The sequence below is a fragment of the Variovorax sp. Varisp46 genome (assembly GCF_059491885.1).
On the sequence record NZ_CP168515.1, the window covers coordinates 1,303,463 to 1,323,843 of the forward strand.

General features: G+C 62.9%; 19 protein-coding genes. 12 read left to right on the forward strand and 7 right to left on the reverse strand.

Features of this window, described 5'->3' with window-relative positions; genetic code table 11:
• Together ACEN9N_RS06185 and ACEN9N_RS06190 are read right to left on the reverse strand one after the other, a co-directional pair.
• Nucleotides 1-1,368 carry an aromatic ring-hydroxylating oxygenase subunit alpha gene (locus ACEN9N_RS06185; protein ID WP_495655626.1) on the reverse strand — a complete coding sequence of 456 codons (1,368 nt, stop codon included), beginning with the start codon at nucleotides 1,366-1,368 and terminating at the stop codon, nucleotides 1-3.
• A gap of 38 nt (nucleotides 1,369-1,406) precedes the next feature.
• The gene (locus ACEN9N_RS06190; RefSeq protein ID WP_495655627.1) at nucleotides 1,407-2,402 is read right to left on the reverse strand and encodes a 2Fe-2S iron-sulfur cluster-binding protein; all 996 of its coding nucleotides are present in this window, start codon (nucleotides 2,400-2,402) and stop codon (nucleotides 1,407-1,409) included.
• Between the two features lie 193 nt (nucleotides 2,403-2,595).
• Here ACEN9N_RS06190 and ACEN9N_RS06195 point away from each other — a divergent pair, with 193 nt between their 5' ends.
• A complete protein-coding gene (locus ACEN9N_RS06195) occupies nucleotides 2,596-3,513 on the forward strand; it encodes a LysR family transcriptional regulator (protein ID WP_495655628.1) in 918 nt (305 codons plus the stop codon).
• 49 nt (nucleotides 3,514-3,562) lie between these two features.
• On the opposite strand, the gene ACEN9N_RS06200 is transcribed toward ACEN9N_RS06195, so the two are convergent.
• Nucleotides 3,563-5,227: an FAD-dependent oxidoreductase gene (locus ACEN9N_RS06200; protein WP_495655629.1), complete on the reverse strand. Its 1,665-nt coding sequence runs from the start codon at nucleotides 5,225-5,227 to the stop codon at nucleotides 3,563-3,565.
• Between the two features lie 227 nt (nucleotides 5,228-5,454).
• Between ACEN9N_RS06200 and ACEN9N_RS06205 the strand changes: the two genes are divergently transcribed.
• The gene (locus tag ACEN9N_RS06205) at nucleotides 5,455-6,228 is read left to right on the forward strand and encodes an IclR family transcriptional regulator (RefSeq protein WP_495655630.1); all 774 of its coding nucleotides are present in this window, start codon (nucleotides 5,455-5,457) and stop codon (nucleotides 6,226-6,228) included.
• Nucleotides 6,229-6,277: 49 nt separating this feature from the next.
• Here ACEN9N_RS06205 and ACEN9N_RS06210 read toward each other — a convergent pair whose 3' ends face one another.
• From ACEN9N_RS06210 to ACEN9N_RS06220, 3 genes are all read right to left on the reverse strand, one after another.
• Nucleotides 6,278-7,576, reverse strand: coding sequence for a M20 metallopeptidase family protein (locus ACEN9N_RS06210; RefSeq protein ID WP_495655631.1), 1,299 nt, complete (start codon nucleotides 7,574-7,576; stop codon nucleotides 6,278-6,280).
• 91 nt (nucleotides 7,577-7,667) lie between these two features.
• The gene (locus ACEN9N_RS06215; protein ID WP_495655632.1) at nucleotides 7,668-9,056 is read right to left on the reverse strand and encodes an FAD-dependent oxidoreductase; all 1,389 of its coding nucleotides are present in this window, start codon (nucleotides 9,054-9,056) and stop codon (nucleotides 7,668-7,670) included.
• A 15-nt stretch (nucleotides 9,057-9,071) separates the two neighbouring features.
• Nucleotides 9,072-10,046 carry a Bug family tripartite tricarboxylate transporter substrate binding protein gene (locus tag ACEN9N_RS06220; RefSeq protein WP_495655633.1) on the reverse strand — a complete coding sequence of 325 codons (975 nt, stop codon included), beginning with the start codon at nucleotides 10,044-10,046 and terminating at the stop codon, nucleotides 9,072-9,074.
• A 112-nt stretch (nucleotides 10,047-10,158) separates the two neighbouring features.
• Here ACEN9N_RS06220 and ACEN9N_RS06225 point away from each other — a divergent pair, with 112 nt between their 5' ends.
• Nucleotides 10,159-11,043: a LysR family transcriptional regulator gene (locus ACEN9N_RS06225; RefSeq protein ID WP_495655634.1), complete on the forward strand. Its 885-nt coding sequence runs from the start codon at nucleotides 10,159-10,161 to the stop codon at nucleotides 11,041-11,043.
• A gap of 45 nt (nucleotides 11,044-11,088) precedes the next feature.
• On the opposite strand, the gene ACEN9N_RS06230 is transcribed toward ACEN9N_RS06225, so the two are convergent.
• Nucleotides 11,089-12,057, reverse strand: coding sequence for a LysR family transcriptional regulator (locus tag ACEN9N_RS06230; RefSeq protein ID WP_495655635.1), 969 nt, complete (start codon nucleotides 12,055-12,057; stop codon nucleotides 11,089-11,091).
• A gap of 81 nt (nucleotides 12,058-12,138) precedes the next feature.
• Between ACEN9N_RS06230 and ACEN9N_RS06235 the strand changes: the two genes are divergently transcribed.
• The 9 genes from ACEN9N_RS06235 (at nucleotide 12,139) to ACEN9N_RS06275 (ending at nucleotide 20,228) form a co-directional block, all read left to right on the forward strand.
• Entirely contained in the window at nucleotides 12,139-13,026 is an 888-nt protein-coding gene (locus ACEN9N_RS06235; RefSeq protein ID WP_495655636.1) for a VOC family protein, read from the forward strand.
• Entirely contained in the window at nucleotides 13,023-13,706 is a 684-nt protein-coding gene (locus ACEN9N_RS06240; protein WP_495655637.1) for a class II aldolase/adducin family protein, read from the forward strand. Before ACEN9N_RS06235 ends, ACEN9N_RS06240 begins: the two co-directional genes overlap by 4 nt.
• A gap of 9 nt (nucleotides 13,707-13,715) precedes the next feature.
• Nucleotides 13,716-15,185, forward strand: coding sequence for a 2-hydroxymuconic semialdehyde dehydrogenase (locus tag ACEN9N_RS06245; RefSeq protein WP_495655638.1), 1,470 nt, complete (start codon nucleotides 13,716-13,718; stop codon nucleotides 15,183-15,185).
• Complete coding sequence (locus ACEN9N_RS06250; RefSeq protein ID WP_495655639.1) at nucleotides 15,182-15,976, forward strand: 2-keto-4-pentenoate hydratase; 795 nt, start codon at nucleotides 15,182-15,184, stop codon at nucleotides 15,974-15,976. The genes ACEN9N_RS06245 and ACEN9N_RS06250 overlap by 4 nt, the downstream gene beginning before the upstream one ends.
• Nucleotides 15,973-16,746 (forward strand): 2-keto-4-pentenoate hydratase, encoded by a 774-nt coding sequence (locus ACEN9N_RS06255; RefSeq protein ID WP_495655640.1) that lies wholly within the window; start codon nucleotides 15,973-15,975, stop codon nucleotides 16,744-16,746. Before ACEN9N_RS06250 ends, ACEN9N_RS06255 begins: the two co-directional genes overlap by 4 nt.
• 7 nt (nucleotides 16,747-16,753) lie before the next feature.
• Nucleotides 16,754-16,960, forward strand: a complete 207-nt coding sequence (gene thmT, locus ACEN9N_RS06260; protein WP_495655641.1) for a 2-hydroxymuconate tautomerase — start codon at nucleotides 16,754-16,756, stop codon at nucleotides 16,958-16,960.
• Nucleotides 16,953-17,906 (forward strand): acetaldehyde dehydrogenase (acetylating), encoded by a 954-nt coding sequence (locus ACEN9N_RS06265; RefSeq protein WP_495655642.1) that lies wholly within the window; start codon nucleotides 16,953-16,955, stop codon nucleotides 17,904-17,906. The genes thmT and ACEN9N_RS06265 overlap by 8 nt, the downstream gene beginning before the upstream one ends.
• Nucleotides 17,907-17,917: 11 nt before the next feature.
• Nucleotides 17,918-18,985: a 4-hydroxy-2-oxovalerate aldolase gene (gene dmpG / locus ACEN9N_RS06270; RefSeq protein WP_495655643.1), complete on the forward strand. Its 1,068-nt coding sequence runs from the start codon at nucleotides 17,918-17,920 to the stop codon at nucleotides 18,983-18,985.
• Between the two features lie 187 nt (nucleotides 18,986-19,172).
• A complete protein-coding gene (locus ACEN9N_RS06275; protein ID WP_495655644.1) occupies nucleotides 19,173-20,228 on the forward strand; it encodes a Bug family tripartite tricarboxylate transporter substrate binding protein in 1,056 nt (351 codons plus the stop codon).
• Nucleotides 20,229-20,381 lie beyond the last annotated feature (153 nt).

Sequence of the window (20,381 nt, forward strand, 5' to 3'; positions counted from 1 at the left end):
TCAGGCGGCGAAGCTCGCCGGCTCCTTGTCCTTGCGGCCCAGGAGCGTGTCCCAGTCGGCGCTGTTCATGTAGTCGCGCCAGCGGCGGTAGAACTGCCGAGGGTTCTCTTCGCTCACCTGCAGGCTGACATTGCCCGCGACGGGACCACCCGCTTCGACCTTGCCGAGCGACTGCGCGTAGTTGTAGGGGTAGCGCTTGGCAATGACGCCGCGGCTGCCGGCGGTGGCGTAGTTCCAGTTTTCCATGTCGTCCTGCTCGGTCATGCCCGCCGGGCCGGAGTAGCGCATGTAGTAGGACCGCAGGAAGTCCTTGACCTCTTGAGGGGCATCCGCATCGACGAGGAAAAAGCGCCAGGCTTCGGTGGACTCGGGGCCGTGCGGATGCCACACGCACAGGTTGCGCGGCTGGTTGCCATGGAAGGAGACGTTCGGGTAGATCGTGCCGACGAACGGCACGAGCCGGTGCTGCTCGGCGCCGAGCCGCTCCTTGCGCTTGGCGTGGGCTTCGCGGAAGTATTCGGCGACGATCGGATTGTTTTGGTAGGTGTCGAGGAACTCCCAGGTCTCCGGCATGATGGCGCTGTGCACGCCGTGGCCCGCGGGAAAGTTCACCCAGAGGTGCTTGGCCTTTTCGAGTTCATTGTCACGACGGCCCTTGGCGCCGGATTCGGCGGAGGGGCCGATGCCGATCAGGTCCACGGAGCGGTGGCTCACGTTGTGATAGGTGTCGCCAAGGAAGTTCTCCGCGGCGAATTTCCAATTGCACGGGATGATCCACTTGTGCACGCCGAAGATGACCTCGGAGCCGCCCTCACGACCGTCGCGGCAATCCAGCGCTAGGTCCAGGTGCATCTTGGCATCGCCCAGATAGGTCATAAGGTCCGGTGCATCCTTGTCCCAGGACGCCCACACGGTGCCTTTGTAGGTCTCCATCTTGGGCACCTCGATGAGCGACCATTCCTCCTTATCCAGGCAGCCCTCATAGAGGTTCTTGAACTGCGGCACGCCGAACAGCTTGCCCTCGGTGGTGTAGCTCCAGCTGTGGTAGGGGCAGGTGAAAAGCGTGGTGTTGCCGTGGTCGTACTGGCACACCTTCATGCCGCGATGGCGGCACGAGTTCAGGAAGACGTGGACTTTCTTCTTCTTGTCGCGGGCCAGGATCACCGACTCGGCGCCCATGCGCGAAGTGAAGAAGTCGCCGGGATTGGGGACCTGGCTTTCGTGGCCGACGAAGAGCCATGCGCGGGTGAAGACCTTCTCCAGTTCTTCCTGGAAGATCTCCTTGTCGGAAAAGATCTCGCGGCTGATCTCGCCCTTGCGCAGGTTGATCATCGCGTTGTAGCGGGATTCGGTGGTGATCGGGATCATGGGTTATCTCGGTTAGGGGGTGAGCGCGGGCGGGAAAATCAGGCAAATCGTTCGCACAGGACGTCCTGGCGCGGCAGGCCTGCCGCTTCTGCAGCCTTGCGGCCGGCTTCAACCATCGGCGGTGGGCCGCAGAGGTAGACACGGGTGGTGGGATCCAGGCCAAGAGCGGCGATCAGATCGGTCGCGTAGCCTTGATGGCAATCGGGGTTCGCATCCTGCTCGACTGCAAGCCTTACCTGGACATGCGGCAAGGCCAGGCGAAGGGCTTCGAGTTCCTCGAGCGCAAACAGGTGGCCGGGCGTGCGTGCGCCGATCAGCAGCGTGGTGGGTTGCGCCCGGGCCTTGTCACCCATGCTGCGCAGCATCGACAGGAACGGAGCTACGCCAGTGCCACCGGCGACAAAGAGGCGAGGGCGTTCTTCGTCACGCAGGAAGAAGGTGCCATGGGGAACGCTCAACTCCACCTTGTCGCCTGCCTTGGCGCCGGCCAGCCAGTTCGAGAACGCTCCGTCCGGCACGAGCCGGATGAAGAACTCCAGGCAGTTGCTCCCGGGTACGTTGGCCATGGAATACGACCGATGAAAGTCCGAGCCTTCGGGATGAATCCGCACGTACTGTCCGGGCTCGAACTGGATGCCATCCGGGATCGAAACCTCCAGCAGCATGGTCTCGCTGGCGACCTGGCGCACCGCAGTGACCTCCCCGTCGATCGGGGCGGGCTCTTCTGAGAGAGCCTCGGCCGACTCGTAGGGAAACTCCACCGCGCACGCACTGGTGACACGGCAGACACAGGGAAGGACGGTGCCGGCGTCTCGGTCGTCGTCGGGCAGGACGGCCGTGTCGTAGTCCTCCATTTCCACCGTGCCCGAAAGCAACTGGGCGGTGCAGGTTCCGCACTGACCGTTGGAGCAGTCGGTCAGAAGATTCAGTCCAGCCTCGCTGGCAGCTTCGACGATCTTCTTGCCGCACGGCACGTCCAGTCGGTGTGCGACGCCGTCGGAAAACAGCAGCGTGACCGGAACGATCGAACTCATAGAACAGTCTCCTTTATTTGTGTCCGTGAGGTGGACATGGCATCCATTGTATGGACTTACACCGGTCTGTGCAAAGTGTCCGCGTGACGGACAAAGGCGAGAAGTACCATCCTCAAGACAAGCTGCTGTGGCTGAAACGAAAACATGCAGACCGCCAGGTGCGCACGAGCCCCCGTGAGGTTTCAATCGAGAGATGATCCATAAAGAACCCTTGTCGCTGCGCGGATTGCCTTCGGTGCGGCAGCTGCGCGCGTTCGTCGCGGTCTATCAAAGTGGCCATGTATCGGCTGCGGCCGAGATACTTTCAGTGACGCAACCGGCCGTCACCGTTCTGCTCCGCGAAATGGAAGATCGCCTCGGGGTGCGTCTTTTCGACCGCTCGACCCGCTCCCTGCGCCGCACGGAGGCGGCGGTGGAGGCTTATGGCTACGCCTTACGTACGCTGGCGGAACTCGAATCCCTGGGAAGGTCGATGGCCGACTACTCCGGAAGCAGACGAGGCCGACTTCGCATTGCCGCGACCTCCACGGTCGCGCAGACGCTTCTGCCATCCCTCTTGCAGGCGTACGCCGCGGTTCATCCGGACGTACAACTGCTCATCGATGATTGCGCCCCCGGCGAGTTCGTCGAGCGAATCCTCAGCGAACGTGTTGACTGCGGTATTGGAACGCTGGAGGCGGCCATCCCCGGTCTGGTGGAGCAAGTCTTTCTCCATGACTCACTTGTGGCCGTGGCAACGCCGAGGTATTTTCCAACCGAGAAGCCCCTGACATGGAAACAACTGAGCGCCTACCCCGTCATCGCGGTCAAGCCGGGATACGGTGTGCGCAGGAGAATTGATCGCGCAGCATTTGAGGCGGGCGTGGAGCTGCGGATCGCAAACGAGGTGTCTTTGCTCACGACGGCGATCGCGCTCGCTGCCGGAGGCCTCGGTGTCGCTGTGGTGCCCGGTTCAATCGTGGTGGCCTCCCGAAACGACAGCCTGAAAACGCGCCGCATTCTTCGCCCACAAGTGGAGCGGAACACGGCCTTCATCTTCAAGCGGGACCGCACTCTGCCGCCTGCGGCCGCAAGCCTGCAGGAGCTCGTCCTCCGAAAGCAAAACCTGTAGCGAACCACACCCGGCGAGGTGGGGGGTCTTCAGCGGCGCCAGCGCTTCTTCAAAGAGCAGTCTCGCCGAAGAAGCAACCGCGCAGTCGGTCGACGAGCGCCAGCGAATCGTCGGGAAGGCAGTCGCCGCGCCAAGCGACGTGCTGATCCGGCCTCGACAGCACGAGCGCGTTGCGGTAGGCGCTTGGCACATCCTCCGCCTCCACATCCAGCACCGCCAACGGGACGCCCCTGAGCGCTGCAGCGCGCTCCAGCGGGCCGACGTCCACTGCCCGATCGAATCGCAGCAGCGTGTACTCAGGACCCATCGCATCGTAGAGTGAGCGGCCATCGGCCAGCCAGAGGTGGGGGATGCGGCAACCAGGAACCGTGGATGGCGTGAACGCGTCCATCGCATAAGCAGGGGCCGATTCACCGTCATAGGCGATCAGCGGCGAGGCATCGTAGAAGTAGCCGAAGTTCAGACCGCCGCAACAGTACTGCTTCACGTTAAGGTCGTAGAGTGCCTGCCCGGCGAGCTTGCGGGCCGCCTCGCCCGCCGGGCCCGGCTCCTCGATGCCCGCCGGCACGCCTTCGCGTTCTTTCTGCAGTGCCAGTGCGTGGTCCATGGCGAGCTTGGAGACTTGCTCGGTGATCGGCTGGCGCTCCGCTTCATAAGCGGCCAGTACGCCTTCACCACCCCAGCCATTCAAGTGCGCGGCAAGTTGCCATGACAAATTCATTGCGTCTGCGATGCCCGCGTTCATGCCATAGCCGGCCATCGGTATCCATAGATGGGATGCGTCACCGCAGATGAAGACCCGGCGATCGCGGAACCGGTCGGCAACCAGGCGGCGCCCGATCCAATCCTCCTTGGAGAGGATCTCGTACTCGAAGTCGTCGCTGACGCCCAGGATGGTGCGGATCGCCCAGTCGCGATCGACGGATTCGAAGTCGGGTTCGTCGGAACGCAGATAGTTGTGCAACAGGAACGTCTCGCGCCCATCTATGGCGTACACGTTGCCGCTGCGCCGAGGATTGAGAGAGAACGTGGCCCATGCCGGAGCGCACTCTGCACGTGAGAGGAGATCAGGCGCCCGGAAATAGGTGGACTGCACGCGCCCTACGACATCCGTGCCGGAGAGCTTGGCGCCGATGGCCTTGCGCACAGCGGAGCGGCCGCCGTCGCAGCCGATCATGTACAGGCTGGAGATCCGAACCTCTTCGCCGGTGTCGATGTCGATGCCTTTGGCGCTCACACCGTCGTCGTCCTGGCTGAAGCCGTCGATACGGATGCGGTTGAGAACGGTCAGGCCGCGAGTCGCTGCCGCATGGGCGAAGAGAACGGGCTCGAGATAGATCTGGTTGATCCGGTGCGGAGGCTCCGGTGTGGGCCACCATCCGTCGGGTCCGCTCTTGTCGCTGTACCGGGTTGCCCTGGCGGGGATGTGGATCCGGGACAACTCCTGGCCCGTGAAGGTGGTGCGGTACGACACGTCGTTGGCATGATCCGCTGGAAGGCCGGCTTCGCGCATCGCCTTCGAGATACCGAGGCGACGGAAGATCTCCATCGTGCGGGCCGACACGTGATTGCACTTGACACTGGGTGGCTCGCCGCGGTGCCGCGTTTCCGCAACGAGGACGCAAATGCCTCGCTGAGCCAAATCGATGGCTAGCGTCAGGCCAACCGGCCCGGCCCCGACAATCAGTACTCGAGTCTCGATGTTCTTGGTCATGCGCTGTTCCAAATGGAGGGAGAAGAGAACCCTGATTAGAGGCAGTGCATCGGCAACAGGAAAATGAAACCTCTGCGACGATTCATAAACAAACTTTATCGATGCGGCATCGACGGTGCCGTTGCCAGCTGCGGTGCACGTACCGCACTGGTCGTCGGCGTGGTCCGCAGGACCCTGTCCGTATGGCGGACAATAGGCGGGAACCGCCATCATCGAGAGGAGTTGTTGTGGCTACCACCGACAAGAATGAAAACGTGCGCGCCGTCGGGCGCGCGCTGGAAATCCTGCTGGCTTTCACCGCTCAGGATTTCGAGCTTTCAGCATCCGAGTTGCTCAAGCGCGTGGACCTGTCCCGGCCCACGCTCTACCGGCTCCTGTACACGCTGCAGGAGCACGGGTTCCTGATTTCCGTGGGGGAGCCGCAGCGATTTCGCCTGGGAGCCTCGGTCGCGCGTCTGGCCCACGTCTGGACGTCCAGCCTCGACCTGGCTGCCGTGGCGGAACCGGTCCTGCGGCGAATCTGGCGAGCCACGGGGGAGACGGTGGCGATGTTCCTGCCGCAGCGCGAGTTGCGGCTGTGCGTGGCGGAGCTGCCGAGCCCGCAACCGCTCAATTTCAAGCGCGGCGTTGGCTACACGGAACGGATCGTGCGTGGCGCCACGGGCCGGGCGATCCTGGCGTACATGGGGGCCACTTCGGAGGAGCTGAGTTCCTATGCGAAGGGGACCGGGATCAACGCCAAGGAGCTCGAAGTGGAACTGGCCCGCACGCGCAAGCGCGGTTGGGCGAGCAGCCACAGCGAACTGATCCCCGGGGCAGTGGCCGTTGCGGTGCCGTTCTTTGACAGAAATGCGGCCGTGGCGGGTTCGATCGGCGTCTTCGGACCCGAAGTGAGGCTGGGTGCGGAGCGCTTGAAGCAGATCACAAAACTGTTGCAGGAGGAGTCGAGAAACCTGTCGGCCATGCTGGGGTATGGGAGCAAGGACAAAAACGCCGCCTGAGACCTTCCGGTGCAAGATTGCGAGAGGCCTCCGGCAGGGCTTTCTCGCGTCAGTGCGAAGCCGTCACTTCCCCGTTCGGTCGCGCTGTCATGTAGGCCAGCGTGCTGCCCACCAGGGCGCGCACGCCAACCCGCAAGGCCTTTTCATCGATGACGAATTCCGGAGAGTGGTTCGGCGCACCGGGCTTGTCGCCGAAAGGCGATGCGTTCAGGTTCCAGAAAACCACCGGCCGGTTCTTGCCGAAGGAGCCGAAGTCCTCCGAGGCCATGCGCGGCCCGATCTCGCGCGCCTGCACAGCGGGGGCAGCGGCCGCCTCGAGGCCCTTCACCACCACCTGGGTGGCACCGGGGTCGCTCACCAGCACCTCGTAGCCGGTTTCGATGTCGACCTTGGCCGTGAGACCGTACTGTTCGGCGATCTTCTGTGCCTTCAAGCGGATGTTTTCGTGCGCCACCTTCTGGTTCCTGGCTGACAGCGAGCGCACGGTGCCAGCGATCTCCGCCGTCTCGGGCAGGATGTTCACGCGGTTGCCGCTCTGCAGCACGCCGACGGTGACGACGGTGGGACCGTCGAGCGGGTCGATGCGGTGGCTCACGATGTTCTGCAAGGCCAGCACGATCTCGGCTGCGGCCACCGTCGGATCCTTCGCGGTCCAGGGCGAGGAGCCGTGGCCGCCTTGACCCTTGAGAGAGATCTTGAACACGTCGCCGCTCGCCATCAAGCTGCCGCGCCGGTAGCCGATGCCCAGCGGGCCGCTTGCGTTGATGTGCTGCCCCATCACCACATCCACCTTCGGGTTGTCCAGCACGCCGGCCTGGACCATCGCCGGCGCGCCGCTCGGGACCGGTCCGGGCCCCTGTTCCTCGGCCGGCTGGAACAGGAAAACCACGGCGCCGGGCAGTTCGGACCGCATGTCCGACAGCGCTTGCGCAGCGCCCAGCAGCATCGCGACGTGGGTGTCGTGGCCGCAGGCGTGCGAGACAGGCACTTCCTTGCCGAGCCAGTCGGCCTTGGCGGTGGACTTGAAGGGAAGGTCGTTGCGCTCCTCAACCGGCAGTGCGTCCATGTCGTCACGCAGCGCCACCACCGGCCCGGGCCTGCCCCCGCGCAGCACGGCCTTGATGCCGGTCTTGGCAATACCGGTCTGTACCTGGATGCCCGGCATCTTGCGCAGCGCCTCGGCCACGTAGGCGGCGGTGCGCACTTCTTGGAACGAGAGCTCGGGGTTCTGATGGATGTGGCGACGCCATGCGATCACCTGCGCCTCGGTGGCGTCGGCCAGCGACAGCCCGCGCTGCTGCAGCGCGTCGGGCGCCGCTGCATCGGTGCTCTGGGCGAGGGCGGTCACGTTCAGCAGGCAGGTCGCGGCGAGTCGCAGAGGGAGTGCAGGCGCATGATGCAGATTCTCGAAGTGGTTGAAGAAGAAGGGGATGAGGCCCTCATGGGGGCGAAACCTCAGTCGATCCGCGTCCAAGATAAGCACCTTGATCCTCGATTGTTCGCTGCAGCGCCCTGACGTCGATGTCATGAACGGACACACCACCCGATACGGCGAGCGCAGCCGCTGTGCCGGCAGCCTGCCCCATCACGAAGCAGGCACCTGTCACTCGGGCGGCCGATTGGCCGTCGTGGGTCATGGAGGCGCAACGTCCGGCGACGAGAAGATTGTCCACCCCACCGGCAGTCGAACGGCGGGGCAGCATCATGCGAAAGGGAAGCTGGTTGTAGCCACGCGATTCGGGAATCGGCGGCCACATCCACTTCACATCCCCGGCAACGTGCATCTCCAGGGGCCAACCGTTGACGCCGATCGTGTCGTCGAAGTCCGCGCAGCCGAGCACGTCGTCAGCGGTGAGCATGTATTCGCCTACAAGCCGCCGGGTTTCTCGAATGCCGATCTGGGGCGCAATATCCAAGGCGTAGGCGTTCTCGAAGCCGGGCACCTTTGCGCGAAGGAACTTCAGGTAGTCGATGATCTGCCGGCGGCCCTCGAGCTCGCCGTCGCTGAGAGCGGTGACATCGGTGCCGTCGATGGCCTTGCCATCGGGCATCTTCAGTTGCGTGACGTTTGCGCGCCATTCGTATGGGTGCTTTTGCGGACGGACGATTGCTCCCTTGCGGGGAAATTTGAACTCGCCTTCTGCCTCCGCCTCGGCCATCAAGGACGGAATCCGGGTCCAAGCATCCCCAGCCCGCTGCGCATCGACGTTGCCGATCCGAAAAAGTAGCGTGGGGTACAGCATGTGGCCCTGATCGTCGCCCTTTTCAGTGGGAACGCCCGCCCAGTGCGCGATGTCGGCGTCGCCGGAGCAATCTATGAAGCACTTTCCACGCACCGCGAGCCGCCCCGACTTGGATTCCAGGATGACGGCGTCAATCCGGCCATCGGGTGCTTTCACGACTCCCGCCGCCAGGGCATGAAACATGATCTGGACCCCAGCAGCCGTAACCACCTCGTCCGCCGCGCACTTGAACGCGGACATGTCATACGCTTGGGCGAGGATCTTGCCGAAAATCAGATGTGGTTCGCTGAGTCCGTCCAAGTCGCGCATCTTCTGAAGCACTTCGTCCGCGAATCCATGAACCACCTGTTTCATGGTGCCAAAGACGTTCGCGTGCAGGCCACAGAAATTCGTGACGCCCGCGGCGGTGCCCATGCCGCCCATGAATCCGTATCGCTCGGTCAGCAGCACTGCGCCTCCGTTACGCGCAGCTGCAGTTGCTGCGGCCATGCCCGCGGGCCCGCCGCCAAGTACGACGACGTCATATTCGCCGAATATTGGGACCTTGCGGCCCGGTTCGGCAACGGACTGAGATTGTGTATTCATTTCGTAAGCTCCCGATCAGTCGAGCGTGATGTTGTTCTTCTCAATCACCGGCTTCCAGCGGGCAACTTCGTCATTCACCATGCTTCGAAATTCTGCAGGCGTATTCGCCACCGGATCCATGTACTGGAGGTGCAGCTTCTCTCGGAGGGCCGGTTCGGCGAGGATCTGCACGAGTTCGTTGCGCAGGCGGGTCACGATCTCCACCGGAGTCTTGGCCGGAGCGACGATGCCGATCCACGCATCGGCTTGAACTTCAGGCGCCCCCACCTCGGCGAGGGTCGGCAATTGCGGCAGAAACTGCGAGCGCTTCGATGAGGCGATCGCCAGGGCTTTTACCCGCCCAGACTTGACGAATGGCATGACTGTCGCAGCAGGGAGCACGCCCATATCCACCTCGCCCGAGATGATCGCCGTGACGGCGGCTCCAGAGCCAGGATAGGGGACGTGCACGAGATTAGCCGACGTCCGTGCACCGAGGGCTTGCATTGCGAGATGGGATGCCGAGCCGGCGCCAATGGACGCGAAACTGTATTTCCCAGGGTTCTTTTTCAGCTGCGCGAGCAGATCAGCGACGTTGTTCGCGGAAAGCTTGGTAGACGTGACCAAGACCGCCGGCTGGGAAGCGGCGACCGTGATGAGCTCGATGTCGCGTGCCGGGTCGTAGGGCATTTTCTTGTAGAGCAGCGCGTTCACTGCAAGGGTGCCAGCAATCCCGATTCCCAGGGTCTGCCCATCCGGAGATGCCTTCGCCACCGCCGTGGTTCCAATGTTGCCGGACGCTCCGGCCTTGTTCTCCACCACAACGGGTTGGCCCAGACGCGTACCGAGCCTCTCGCCAACGAGGCGAGCGACCAGGTCCGGGGTCGAACCAGCCGCAAAGGGAACAACGAGGTGGATGGGACCCTTGGGATACTGTTGCGCATGAAGCGAGACGGCCGCAAGGCCAAGGGACAGAGAAAGAAGCCACTTGAGTGACAGGCGACGCTGCATGAGATGTCTCCGATAGTTGGCTCTGAAACCGGGCCAGTTGCCGCCACTCTAGGTTTCGATGATCATGACGTCCATGCAATAGTCACGATACCTTCAAGCAGGAAACTAAATAATGGACATGCGCCTCCTTGCGGTGTTTGATGAGGTGTACAAGACACGCAGCGTGACCCGAGCCGCCGAGAACCTGGACATCCCGCAGACCTCGGTGAGCCTGGCCCTCGCGCGCATGCGACGCCAGTTCAACGATCCGCTCTTCGTGCGGACCGCAGAGGGGATGGTCCCCACGCCACATGCGAATGACCTGCTCGCCCCGCTTCGCCAGGCCCTGGAACTGCTGCGGTTGGCGACCCGGCAGCAGGTCGTTTTCGACGCCGGAAGCTCGAACCGGCACTTCAGGCTTTGCATGACCGACGTCAGTCATCTGGAATTCCTTCCTCGGCTCATCCATCGCGTCGCTGAAGTCGCTCCCTCGATCCATATCGAGGTACTGCGGATAGCGCCGGAAACGCGGCGGTTGCTCGAGAACGGAGACGCCGACCTGGCCGTCGGGTTCATGCCGGAACTGGAGGCCGGCTTCTACCAGCAACGCCTCTTCGAGCAGGGTTTCGCGTGCGTGGTACGCAAAGACCATCCCCGAGTGGGCAAGCGAATGACGCTGACGACTTTCAAACGCGAGAAGCATGTCGCGATCACGGCGCCCGGGACCGGGCACGACTTGCTCGTGCAGCAATTGAAGCGCTTGGGGATCGAGCGACAGCTTGCCCTCTCGCTCCCCACATTGCCGGGCCTGGGCAACCTGGTTGCACAGACCGATCTCATCGCCACGGTGCCAGAGCGAGTCGCCCAGATGTTGGTCCGAATTGCGGCAGTGAGGTTGCTGGCCCCGCCATTTGAACTGCCCACTTTTGCCATCAAGCAGCACTGGCATGAGCGCTTCCATCTCGACCCGGCGAATCAATGGCTTCGATCGATGATCGCCGAAATGTTCCTCGAATAAGCGAAGGACGGCCAGTTCCGGCCGAAGATTGAATCGCCTGTGGCGCTACGCTTGAGCGTCTGCTGCGACCGTTTCCGAATCGAAGAGGGCGATCAGCACCCCCCGAAGCCATTCGCTGCCCGGATCTCGATGAAATCGCTGGTGCCACGTCATGGTGACATCGAAACCCGGAAACTGCACCGGGGGCTCGAGGAGCTGCAGGCCCATGTGCGTTGCAACCATTGCTCCGAGGTTGCTCGGAACGGGGCCGATCAGGTCGGTAGACGCCACGATCGGCCCTACACAAAGGAAGCTGTGAACTCTCAGGGCTACGCGCGCATTGACACGGGGGCCTGACAACACCTTCTCGACCGAAGCGGCGTGCTGCATACCCTCTGGACCTGCGATGACGTGGCGCAGTTCTCTGAGCTGTTCGCGACGTAGCTTTTCGCGGATGCCGGGATGGTTCTTGCGAGCGACATAGACGAAGCGTTCATGAAACAAGCGGCGCTGGTGCATCTGCTTCCCCAGGTCGCTCAGGTAGCCCACGGCGAGGTCGATCTGACCGGAGGCAAGTCCGTCGTGAAGCTCGCCCTGGCTCGGAGAGACTGCGTCCACGACGACCCGGGGCGCGGTCTCTGCCAGATGCGACATCAGGCGGGGAAGGAAGAGCCGCTCGCCGATATCGCTCATGGCGACCCGGAAAGTTCGTGCCTCAACGTCCGGCCTGAACGTTGGTCGTTGCACGGTCGACCGCAGGATCTCCAGAGCGGAGGCCACAGGCGTTACCAGGGTATCGGCGAAGGGAGTCGGCACTACGCCGCGTTGCTGCCGCACGAACAACGCATCGCCATACATCTCCTTCAGGCGCGAAATGCCTCGGCTCACGGCAGGCTGCGTCAGGCCGAGCTGCGAGCCAGCCGCCGTGAGGTTGCGCGTGCGATAGACCGCCTCGAAGAGCTCCAGGAGGTTGAGATCCAACTGCCGCGAGAGGAGGCGCGAGGGGTGCCGCGGCTTGATATCGGATTGAGGCATATGACAAATTCTATTTTTTCATTTCAGGAATGTCACGGGCTCTTCTACATTGACCGCACCTGAAGCCGAAGGAGACAACCAGTGATCAACCTGCTCGACATCCGATACGTGCGTCTTGGCACGCGCCAGCGCGTCGAAACCGATCGTTTTGCGCGCGAGGTGCTCGGCCTGGAGTTGGCGCGGGTGGAAGCAGGCTCCTCCTATTTCCGCAGCGACAGCCGTGATCACACGCTCGTGTATTTCGAAGGTGATCCTGCCGACCATACGGTTGGATTCGAGATCAGGACCTCCGAAGAACTCGACGCCGCCGGTGCAGAGCTCAGCAACTCGGGCATCGAGGTGCGCGCGGGTTCAGCAGAAGAGTGCGAGCAGCGCCATGTGAACGGCTTCATCCATTTCAGGGACCCCACTGGAAACAAGATCGACCTCGTGCTGGGCCCGCACCACAGCGGCCGTCGCTACTTCGCTGAGCGGGATGCAGGCATCACCGGGTTCAGTCATGTAGGCCTTTGCACGACCGATGCGAAACGAGACGAACGCTTCTGGACCCAGGTGCTCGGCGCGCGTGTGAGCGATCGGATCGGCGACGCGCCGCTGCTTCGTATCGACGACGTTCATCACAAGGTGGCGCTGTTTCCGACGAACCGCTCCGGCGTCCAGCATGTCAACCATCAAGTGGAGTCCGTGGACGACATCATGCGCGCCTGGTACATGCTGAAGCAGCGAGGCGTTCCGATCGCTTTCGGACCGGGCCGCCATCCGACCTCGGGCGCAAGGTTCCTGTACTTCCGCGGACCAGACGAGATGATCTACGAATTCTCCACTGGCGTACGGACCATTACTGCCGAGGAGGAGCTGAACTACCAGCCTCGCCAATTCCCCCGCGTCAACGAATCGTTTTGCATGTGGGGCTCCGTGCCAGACATCGCCGAGTTCCGCAAATCCGCTGACGAGGAAACGCAGCCATGAATGCGGCGGAGTCTGTCCAGAAGCAGTTGCGCATCGCGGCTCGCGCACTCGGCCGCCACGGGTTGGCCCACGCGTACGGCCATTGCAGCGAGCGCCTCGACGAGAAGCACTTCCTCGTCTGCGCCGCGCGCCCAATGGCATTGATCGCCCGCGGGGAAGCAGGTCGAGTGGTTCCGGTGAATGGTCCGCTCCCGGATGGTGTTCTGGGGGAGGTTCGCCTCCATCAGCAGATCTACCAGCGCCATCCGCAGACGATGGCTGTTGCGCGAACCATGCCTCCCGCGCTCATGGCCCTGGGAACAGCACGCCGAACGCCTCGACCCCGCCACGGCATGGGCGCGTACTTTGGTACCGGGGCTGCTCTTTGGGACGACGCTCAGCTGGTCCGCGATGACGAACGTGCCTCGGCCGTCACCGACGCGCTGGGCGATGGCAATGCCGTCGTGATGCGTGGCAACGGGGTTGTGGTAGCGGCGGATTCCCTGGTCAAGGTGGTTGTGCTTACCTGGTACCTCGAAGACGCGGCGCGCCTCGAACTGGCCGTCCTCGGGGCCGGTCTGCAGGAGGCATCGGTGATCCTGAGCCCCTCGGAATGCGAGCGTCGGGCGACGGACTCTGGAGGCATATACGAGCGGATGTGGGAGTACCTCACAGCCGGCGATTCCGAACTTCAATCTTAGGAGACAGAGGTGATCCGCAATTTCATCAATGGCGAGTACCGAGAGGGTCGCACGGGCCGGACTTTCGACGACATCAACCCGGTCGATGGCTCACTGATTGACAAGGTGAGCGAAGCCGCTCGCGAGGACGTGGACGACGCAGTTCGTGCCGCGCGGGAGGCGCTCTCTGGCCCATGGGGCTCGCTCAAGCTCGCCCAGCGGTGTGACTTGCTGTACGCAGTCGCTGCAGAGATCGATCGTCGCGCCGAGGACTTCATTGCCGCTGAAATCGCCGACACGGGCAAGCCACGTTCCCTCGCTTCGCATCTGGACATTCCGCGCGGAGCCGCAAACTTTCGCGTCTTTGCCGACGTCGTTCGCAATGTCCCGACGGAATCCTTTGCGAGTCATGCGCCCGATGGGAAGCCGGCTCTCAACTACGCTTCCAGGCGCCCCAAGGGCGTGGTCGCTGTGGTCTGCCCCTGGAATCTGCCGCTTCTGTTGATGACCTGGAAAGTGGGTCCGGCGCTCGCTTGCGGGAACACGGTTGTGGTCAAGCCATCCGAGGAGACGCCGGCAACGGCAGCCCTCTTGGGCGAGGTCATGAATGCCGTTGGCATCCCCAAGGGCGTCTACAACGTGGTCCACGGCTTCGGGCCGGACTCGGCCGGCGAATTTCTGACGACCCATCCTGGCATCGATGCGATCACTTTCACCGGAGAGACCCGCACAGGGGCGGCGATCATCCGCGCGTCCGCGGCCGGAATCAAGCCAGTCTCCATGGAACTGGGCGGTAAGAATGCGGCCGTTGTTTTCGAGGATGCAGACCTCGACGTGACCATTGCGGGACTTGCCCGTTCGGTCTTCGAGAACACGGGTCAAGTCTGCCTCGGAACCGAACGCGTGTACGTCCAGCGCTCGGTTTTCGACTCCGTAGTGCAGAAGCTGGCCGATGCCGCTGCGCGTCTCAAGCCAGGCCGCGCCAATGATCCGGATGCGAATTTTGGTCCGCTGATTTCGGCCGAGCATCAGAAGAAGGTACTCGACTACTACGCCTTGGCGAAGGCAGATGGCGCGAAAGTCGTTGCGGGTGGCGGGATACCCGAGCTTCCCAGTCCATTGAAGGGAGGCTCATGGATCGACCCCACCATATGGACCGGCCTTGCCCACGGTTCGCGTGTTGCGAGCGAGGAGATCTTTGGACCTTGCTGCGTCGTGATTCCCTTTGACACCGAGAAGGAGGCGCTTCACATGGCCAATGACACGCCTTACGGGCTCGCGGCATCCGTCTACACCCGGGATATCGATCGCGCACACCGATTCGCCGGCGCGCTGAGGGTTGGCGTGGTGTGGGTGAATACGTGGTTCCTGCGTGATCTGCGCACCGCATTCGGCGGCTCCGGCGCGTCGGGGATTGGACGCGAGGGTGGGGTTCACTCGCTCGAGTTCTATACCGAACTGTCGAATGTCTGCATCAAGCTAAACGGAGAAGCTCAATGAACCAGCATGATATAGATGCCGCAGCGCAGCTGCTGTGGGCCGCGGCTGAAAGCGGCAACGCAATCGCGCCACTGCGCGAAACCTACCCTGGCTTCGGGCCCCGGGAAGCCTACGCGGTTCAGGAAGTCAATACGCAGCGTCGGCTGAGTGCCGGCGGCCGCCTCGTGGGCAGAAAGATCGGGCTCACTGCGAAGGCTGTGCAGAAGCAACTCGGGGTAGACCAGCCCGACTACGGAATGCTGTTCGCAGACATGGCGATTGCGGACGGAGAGCCAGTGCGTTGGACCGCCCTCCAGCAACCGAAGGTCGAGGCTGAAGTGGCCTTGGTGATGGAGCGCGACTTGTCCGAGCCCGGTGTCACCGTGGCACAGATGTTGCGGGCAGTGGCATTCGCGCTGCCGGCGATCGAGATCGTTGGCAGTCGCATCGCCGACTGGAACATCCGCTTCGTCGACACCGTGGCGGACAACGCCTCGAGCAGCGCGTTCGTGCTTGGGAATACGCCGATTCGCCTGGACGGTCTCGACCTTCGCCTCGCCGGCATGGTGATGGAGCGCTCGGGGGAGCAGGTCTCGCTCGGCGCCGGAGCAGCATGCCTTGGGCATCCGTTGAATGCTGCCGTCTGGCTCGCCAACAAGATGGCGGAGTTGGGGCGGGGATTGAAGGCTGGGGATGTCGTGCTGACCGGCGCGTTGGGGCCTATGGTCCCGGTGCGCCCCGGCGATGTCTTCGAGGCTCGAATCCATGGCCTTGGGTCCGTTCGCGCCGTATTTGAGGAGCAACAGCAATGAGTGAGCAAAGCATCACATCCTTGGCGCAACGGGTCGATGACGCCGCGCGCTACGCCAAGCCGATCGCCCAGTTTGGCGGGGAGGAACAGCTCAGCGTCGAAGAGGCATATGAAATTCAGCGCCTTTCCATCGCCCAGCGCCTCACACGCGGAGAACGGCGAACCGGCATGAAGATGGGCTTCACCAGCCGCGCAAAAATGGTGCAGATGGGCGTGCACGACATGATCTGGGGGCGCCTTACCGACGCAATGGCCGAGGAAGATGGCGGACAAGTCGCCCTGGGCCGCTTCGTACATCCACGCGTCGAGCCTGAACTGGCATTTTTGCTCGGTAAACCGCTGCCAGCAGGCGCCAGCCTTGCGCAGGCACTGGAAGCGGTGGTGGCCATCGCGCCGGCGCTCGAGATCATTGACTCGCGCTTCGAAGCCTTTCGCTTCTCGCTGGAGGACGTGGTTGCCGACAACGCTTCGTCCTCGGGCTATGTGATCGGCCCCTGGCAGGACCCGCGGCAGGACTTCAGCAATCTCGGCCTCGTGTTGTCGGTCAACGGGACACCACGCCAGATCGGAAGCACTGCCGGGATCCTGGGCAATCCACTGCGATCGCTCGTCGCGGCTGCGCGTCTGAGTGCGCAGGCGGGCGAGCCGTTGCAGGAAGGCTGGCTCGTCATGGCAGGGGGCGCAACCGCGGCGGAGGCACTGGCTCCGGGGCAACACGTTGCGCTCGAGATGCAGGGGCTCGGACGCGTTGAGTTCAACACCACAGAGTGAGAAGAGCATGCCACTCATACAAGTCACCCTCATCGAGGGGCGAAGCGCCGAGGCCAAGGCGGCGCTCATTCGCGGCCTCACCGACGCGGCGGTCGACGCTACTGCGGCGCCGCGCGATTCCATCCGCGTCATTTTGCAGGAAGTGCCCGCGGCTCATTGGGGCGTTGGCGGCGTTCCCAAAGGCGCTCCCATCAAGGAGGCAGGACATGGCTGATGGAAAACTGAAGGCCGCCATCATCGGCAGCGGGAACATTGGCACGGACTTGATGATCAAGATCCTGCGCCACGGGCGGCATATCGAGATGGGCGCGATGGTCGGCATCGATACCGCCTCCGATGGATTGGCACGTGCCACCCGAATGGGCGTGGCGACGACCTACGGGGGCGTCGAGGGTCTTTCCCAGCTGCCCATTTTTGCCGACATTGACATCGTGTTCGATGCGACGTCCGCCGGTGCTCATGTTCGAAACGATGCATTTCTTCGGGAGCTCAAGCCCGGGATCCGGCTGGTGGACCTGACGCCTGCGGCGATCGGTCCGTACTGCATCCCTGTTGTCAATGGCCAGGCTCACCTGGACGCGCTGAACGTGAATATGGTCACCTGCGGCGGACAAGCCACCATCCCGATGGTGGCGGCCGTGTCGCGGGTTGCAAAGGTTCACTACGGGGAGATCGTCGCGAGCATCTCGAGCAAGAGCGCTGGCCCCGGCACTCGAGCCAACATCGACGAGTTTACGGAGACCACATCGAAGGCGATTGAGGTGGTTGGCGGTGCAGCCAAGGGTAAGGCGATCATCGTCTTGAACCCGGCCGAACCACCTCTGATGATGAGGGATACCGTCTACACGTTGAGCGAGTTCGCCGACGAGGGCGAAATTGCCGAATCGGTCGCAAAGATGGCGGCGGAAGTGCAGGCGTATGTTCCCGGGTATCGCCTCAAGCAGAGCGTGCAGTTCGACCGCATCGAGGCGGCCAGCCCGATCCGAATCCCGGGAGTGGGCGCGCAGATGCACGGACTGAAGACCTCCATATTCTTGGAGGTCGAGGGTGCAGCGCACTATCTGCCGTCGTACGCGGGCAATCTTGACATCATGACCAGCGCTGCATTGCGCACTGCCGAATCCATGGCCGAGCGCATGCTCGCCGCGGTGGCCGCTTGAAGGAAATCGTCATGACGCACGACCTGAGCAAGAAAATCTATATCTCGGATGTAACGCTGCGCGACGGCAGCCACGCCATCCGCCATCAGTACAGCATCGCGCAGGCCAAGCAAGTTGCCGCGGCTCTCGATGAGGCCAAGGTGGACTCCATCGAGGTCGCTCACGGCGACGGCCTGCAAGGTGGGAGTTTCAACTACGGCTTTGGCGCACACTCGGATGTCGAATGGATCGAGGCGGTCGCAAGCGTGGTTAAGCACGCGAAGATTGCGACCCTGCTGCTGCCTGGAATCGGCACGGTCCACGACCTCAAGGCCGCCTATGAAGCGGGAGCACGCATCGTGCGCGTGGCCACGCACTGCACCGAGGCCGACGTGTCGAGGCAGCATATCGAGTACGCCCGCCATCTGGGCATGGAAGCGGTGGGCTTCCTGATGATGAGTCACATGACCACGCCGCAGGCGCTGGCGGAGCAAGCCAAGTTGATGGAGAGCTATGGAGCGACTTGTTGCTACGTGGTGGACTCGGGCGGCGCGCTGAGCATGAATGACGTGCGTGACCGTTTCCGCGCGTTCAAGGACGTGCTGAAGCCGGAGACCTTGACCGGTATGCATGCGCACCACAATCTGAGCCTCGGCGTGGCCAACAGCATCGTCGCGGTGGAAGAAGGCTGCGACCGCGTGGACGCGAGCCTGGCAGGAATGGGCGCCGGCGCGGGCAATGCTCCGCTGGAGGTGTTCATCGCCGCGGCTGCTCGCCTCGGCTGGAGCCATGGCACCGACTTGTACAAGCTGATGGATGCGGCCGACGACATTGTGCGTCCTCTTCAGGACCGGCCCGTGCGAGTGGACCGCGAGACGTTGGCGCTGGGCTACGCGGGCGTGTACTCGAGCTTCTTGCGGCACTCGGAAGTGGCTGCAAGAAAGTACGGCCTCAAGACGGTGGACATCCTGGTCGAACTTGGCAAGCGGCGCATGGTCGGGGGTCAGGAAGACATGATCGTCGACGTGGCGCTTGACTTGCTCAAGGCTGCCGAGCACGACCGTATCCATCCGCTGCCGAGCATGAGCGAAGCAGCTTGAGGTAGCCGGTCTACCTCTGCATCGCTCAGAGAGATTGCGAGGTCGATCGCGTCAGCCGACCAGCCCGTCGCCCCGTCATATGCGAGACAGACATGACAGAAATCCAAGATGCTGATTTCACAGATGTCATGAGGCTCCCTAGAGTAGCCGGCGCAGCAAGAAGACTGCAGGAAACAGGAGACGAACGATGACGATAGCGACCCGCGCAAATCTGAGCACGCTTGCTCCCGCAAGCGGTCCATCGCATGCAAGCTGGGAAAATGTGAGATGTCGTCGGTGGCTGCTCGCGCCCGCGCTTTTCCTGCTTGCATTGACGGCGGCTGCTCAGGTTCCAACCGCCGCCGCAAAGTGGCCCGCACAACCAGTGCGATTTGTCGTTCCGTTCCCCGCAGGATCCGCCCCCGACGTTCTTATCCGCTTCGTTGGGGTCAAGCTGAGCAACAAGTGGGGGCAGGCAGTTGTGATCGACAACAAGCCTGGCGGAAGTGGCGTCATCGGCATGAATACGATCTTGAGCGGCCCGTCTGATGGCTCGACCTTCGGGTTCGTTCAGGGATCCGCCATCTCTGTCGCGCCGAGCACCATCAAGGGCGTGTCTTACGATTTCGACCGTGATTTTGTGCCGGTGACGTTGGCGGCGGTGGCTCCCTTCGTGCTCGCGGTGCCTGCCGATTCGCCGTACAAAACCCTCGGCGAATTTGTCGCCGCAGCAAAGGCCCGGCCTCAGGGCATGGAGGTCGCGGACAACGGGCGCGGCACGGCGCCGCATCTCGCATCGGCGCTCCTCGGTCTTCAGTCTGGAACTCAGTTTCTCGAGGTCCACTACCCGGGCGGCGCGCAGGCCATGCAGGCAACGCTGGGCGGCCAGACCAAGATGATGGTGGAAACCTATAACGTGGTTGCAGGAAACGTTCAGAGTGGGAGGCTTCGAGTTTTGGCGTCAATGAGTGACCGTGTCGAACCGGGCCTTGATCAATTCCCCCTCGCCAAGGACACCGTTTCGGGAGCGGTGGCGTTTGGTTGGTTCGCGGTGATTGCGAAGAAGGGCATCGATGCTTCCATTCTGGCCAGACTCAACAGAGATATGGGCGAGGCTTTGCTTCTGCCCGATGTGATAGCCAAGTCGCGCGAGTTAGGCACCTATCCGCGTCCTGGCACCCCCGAGCAGCTTGCGAGATACATCGAAGCTGATCGCAAGACTTGGCAAGGCGTGCTCGACAAGCTGAATATCAAGCCGGAATAGCAGGCGGCACGTGCCCGCACTGAGTGCATTGCCTCGCCAACTTGAGCGGAGGGGCGATGCAGGCCCACGCAAGCAAAAGGGAAAAGCGGCCAACCCAAGTTCTAGCTTGATGTAGGGCTGGCGAGTGCGCTTGCGAAGCCATTCGGCCGGTAC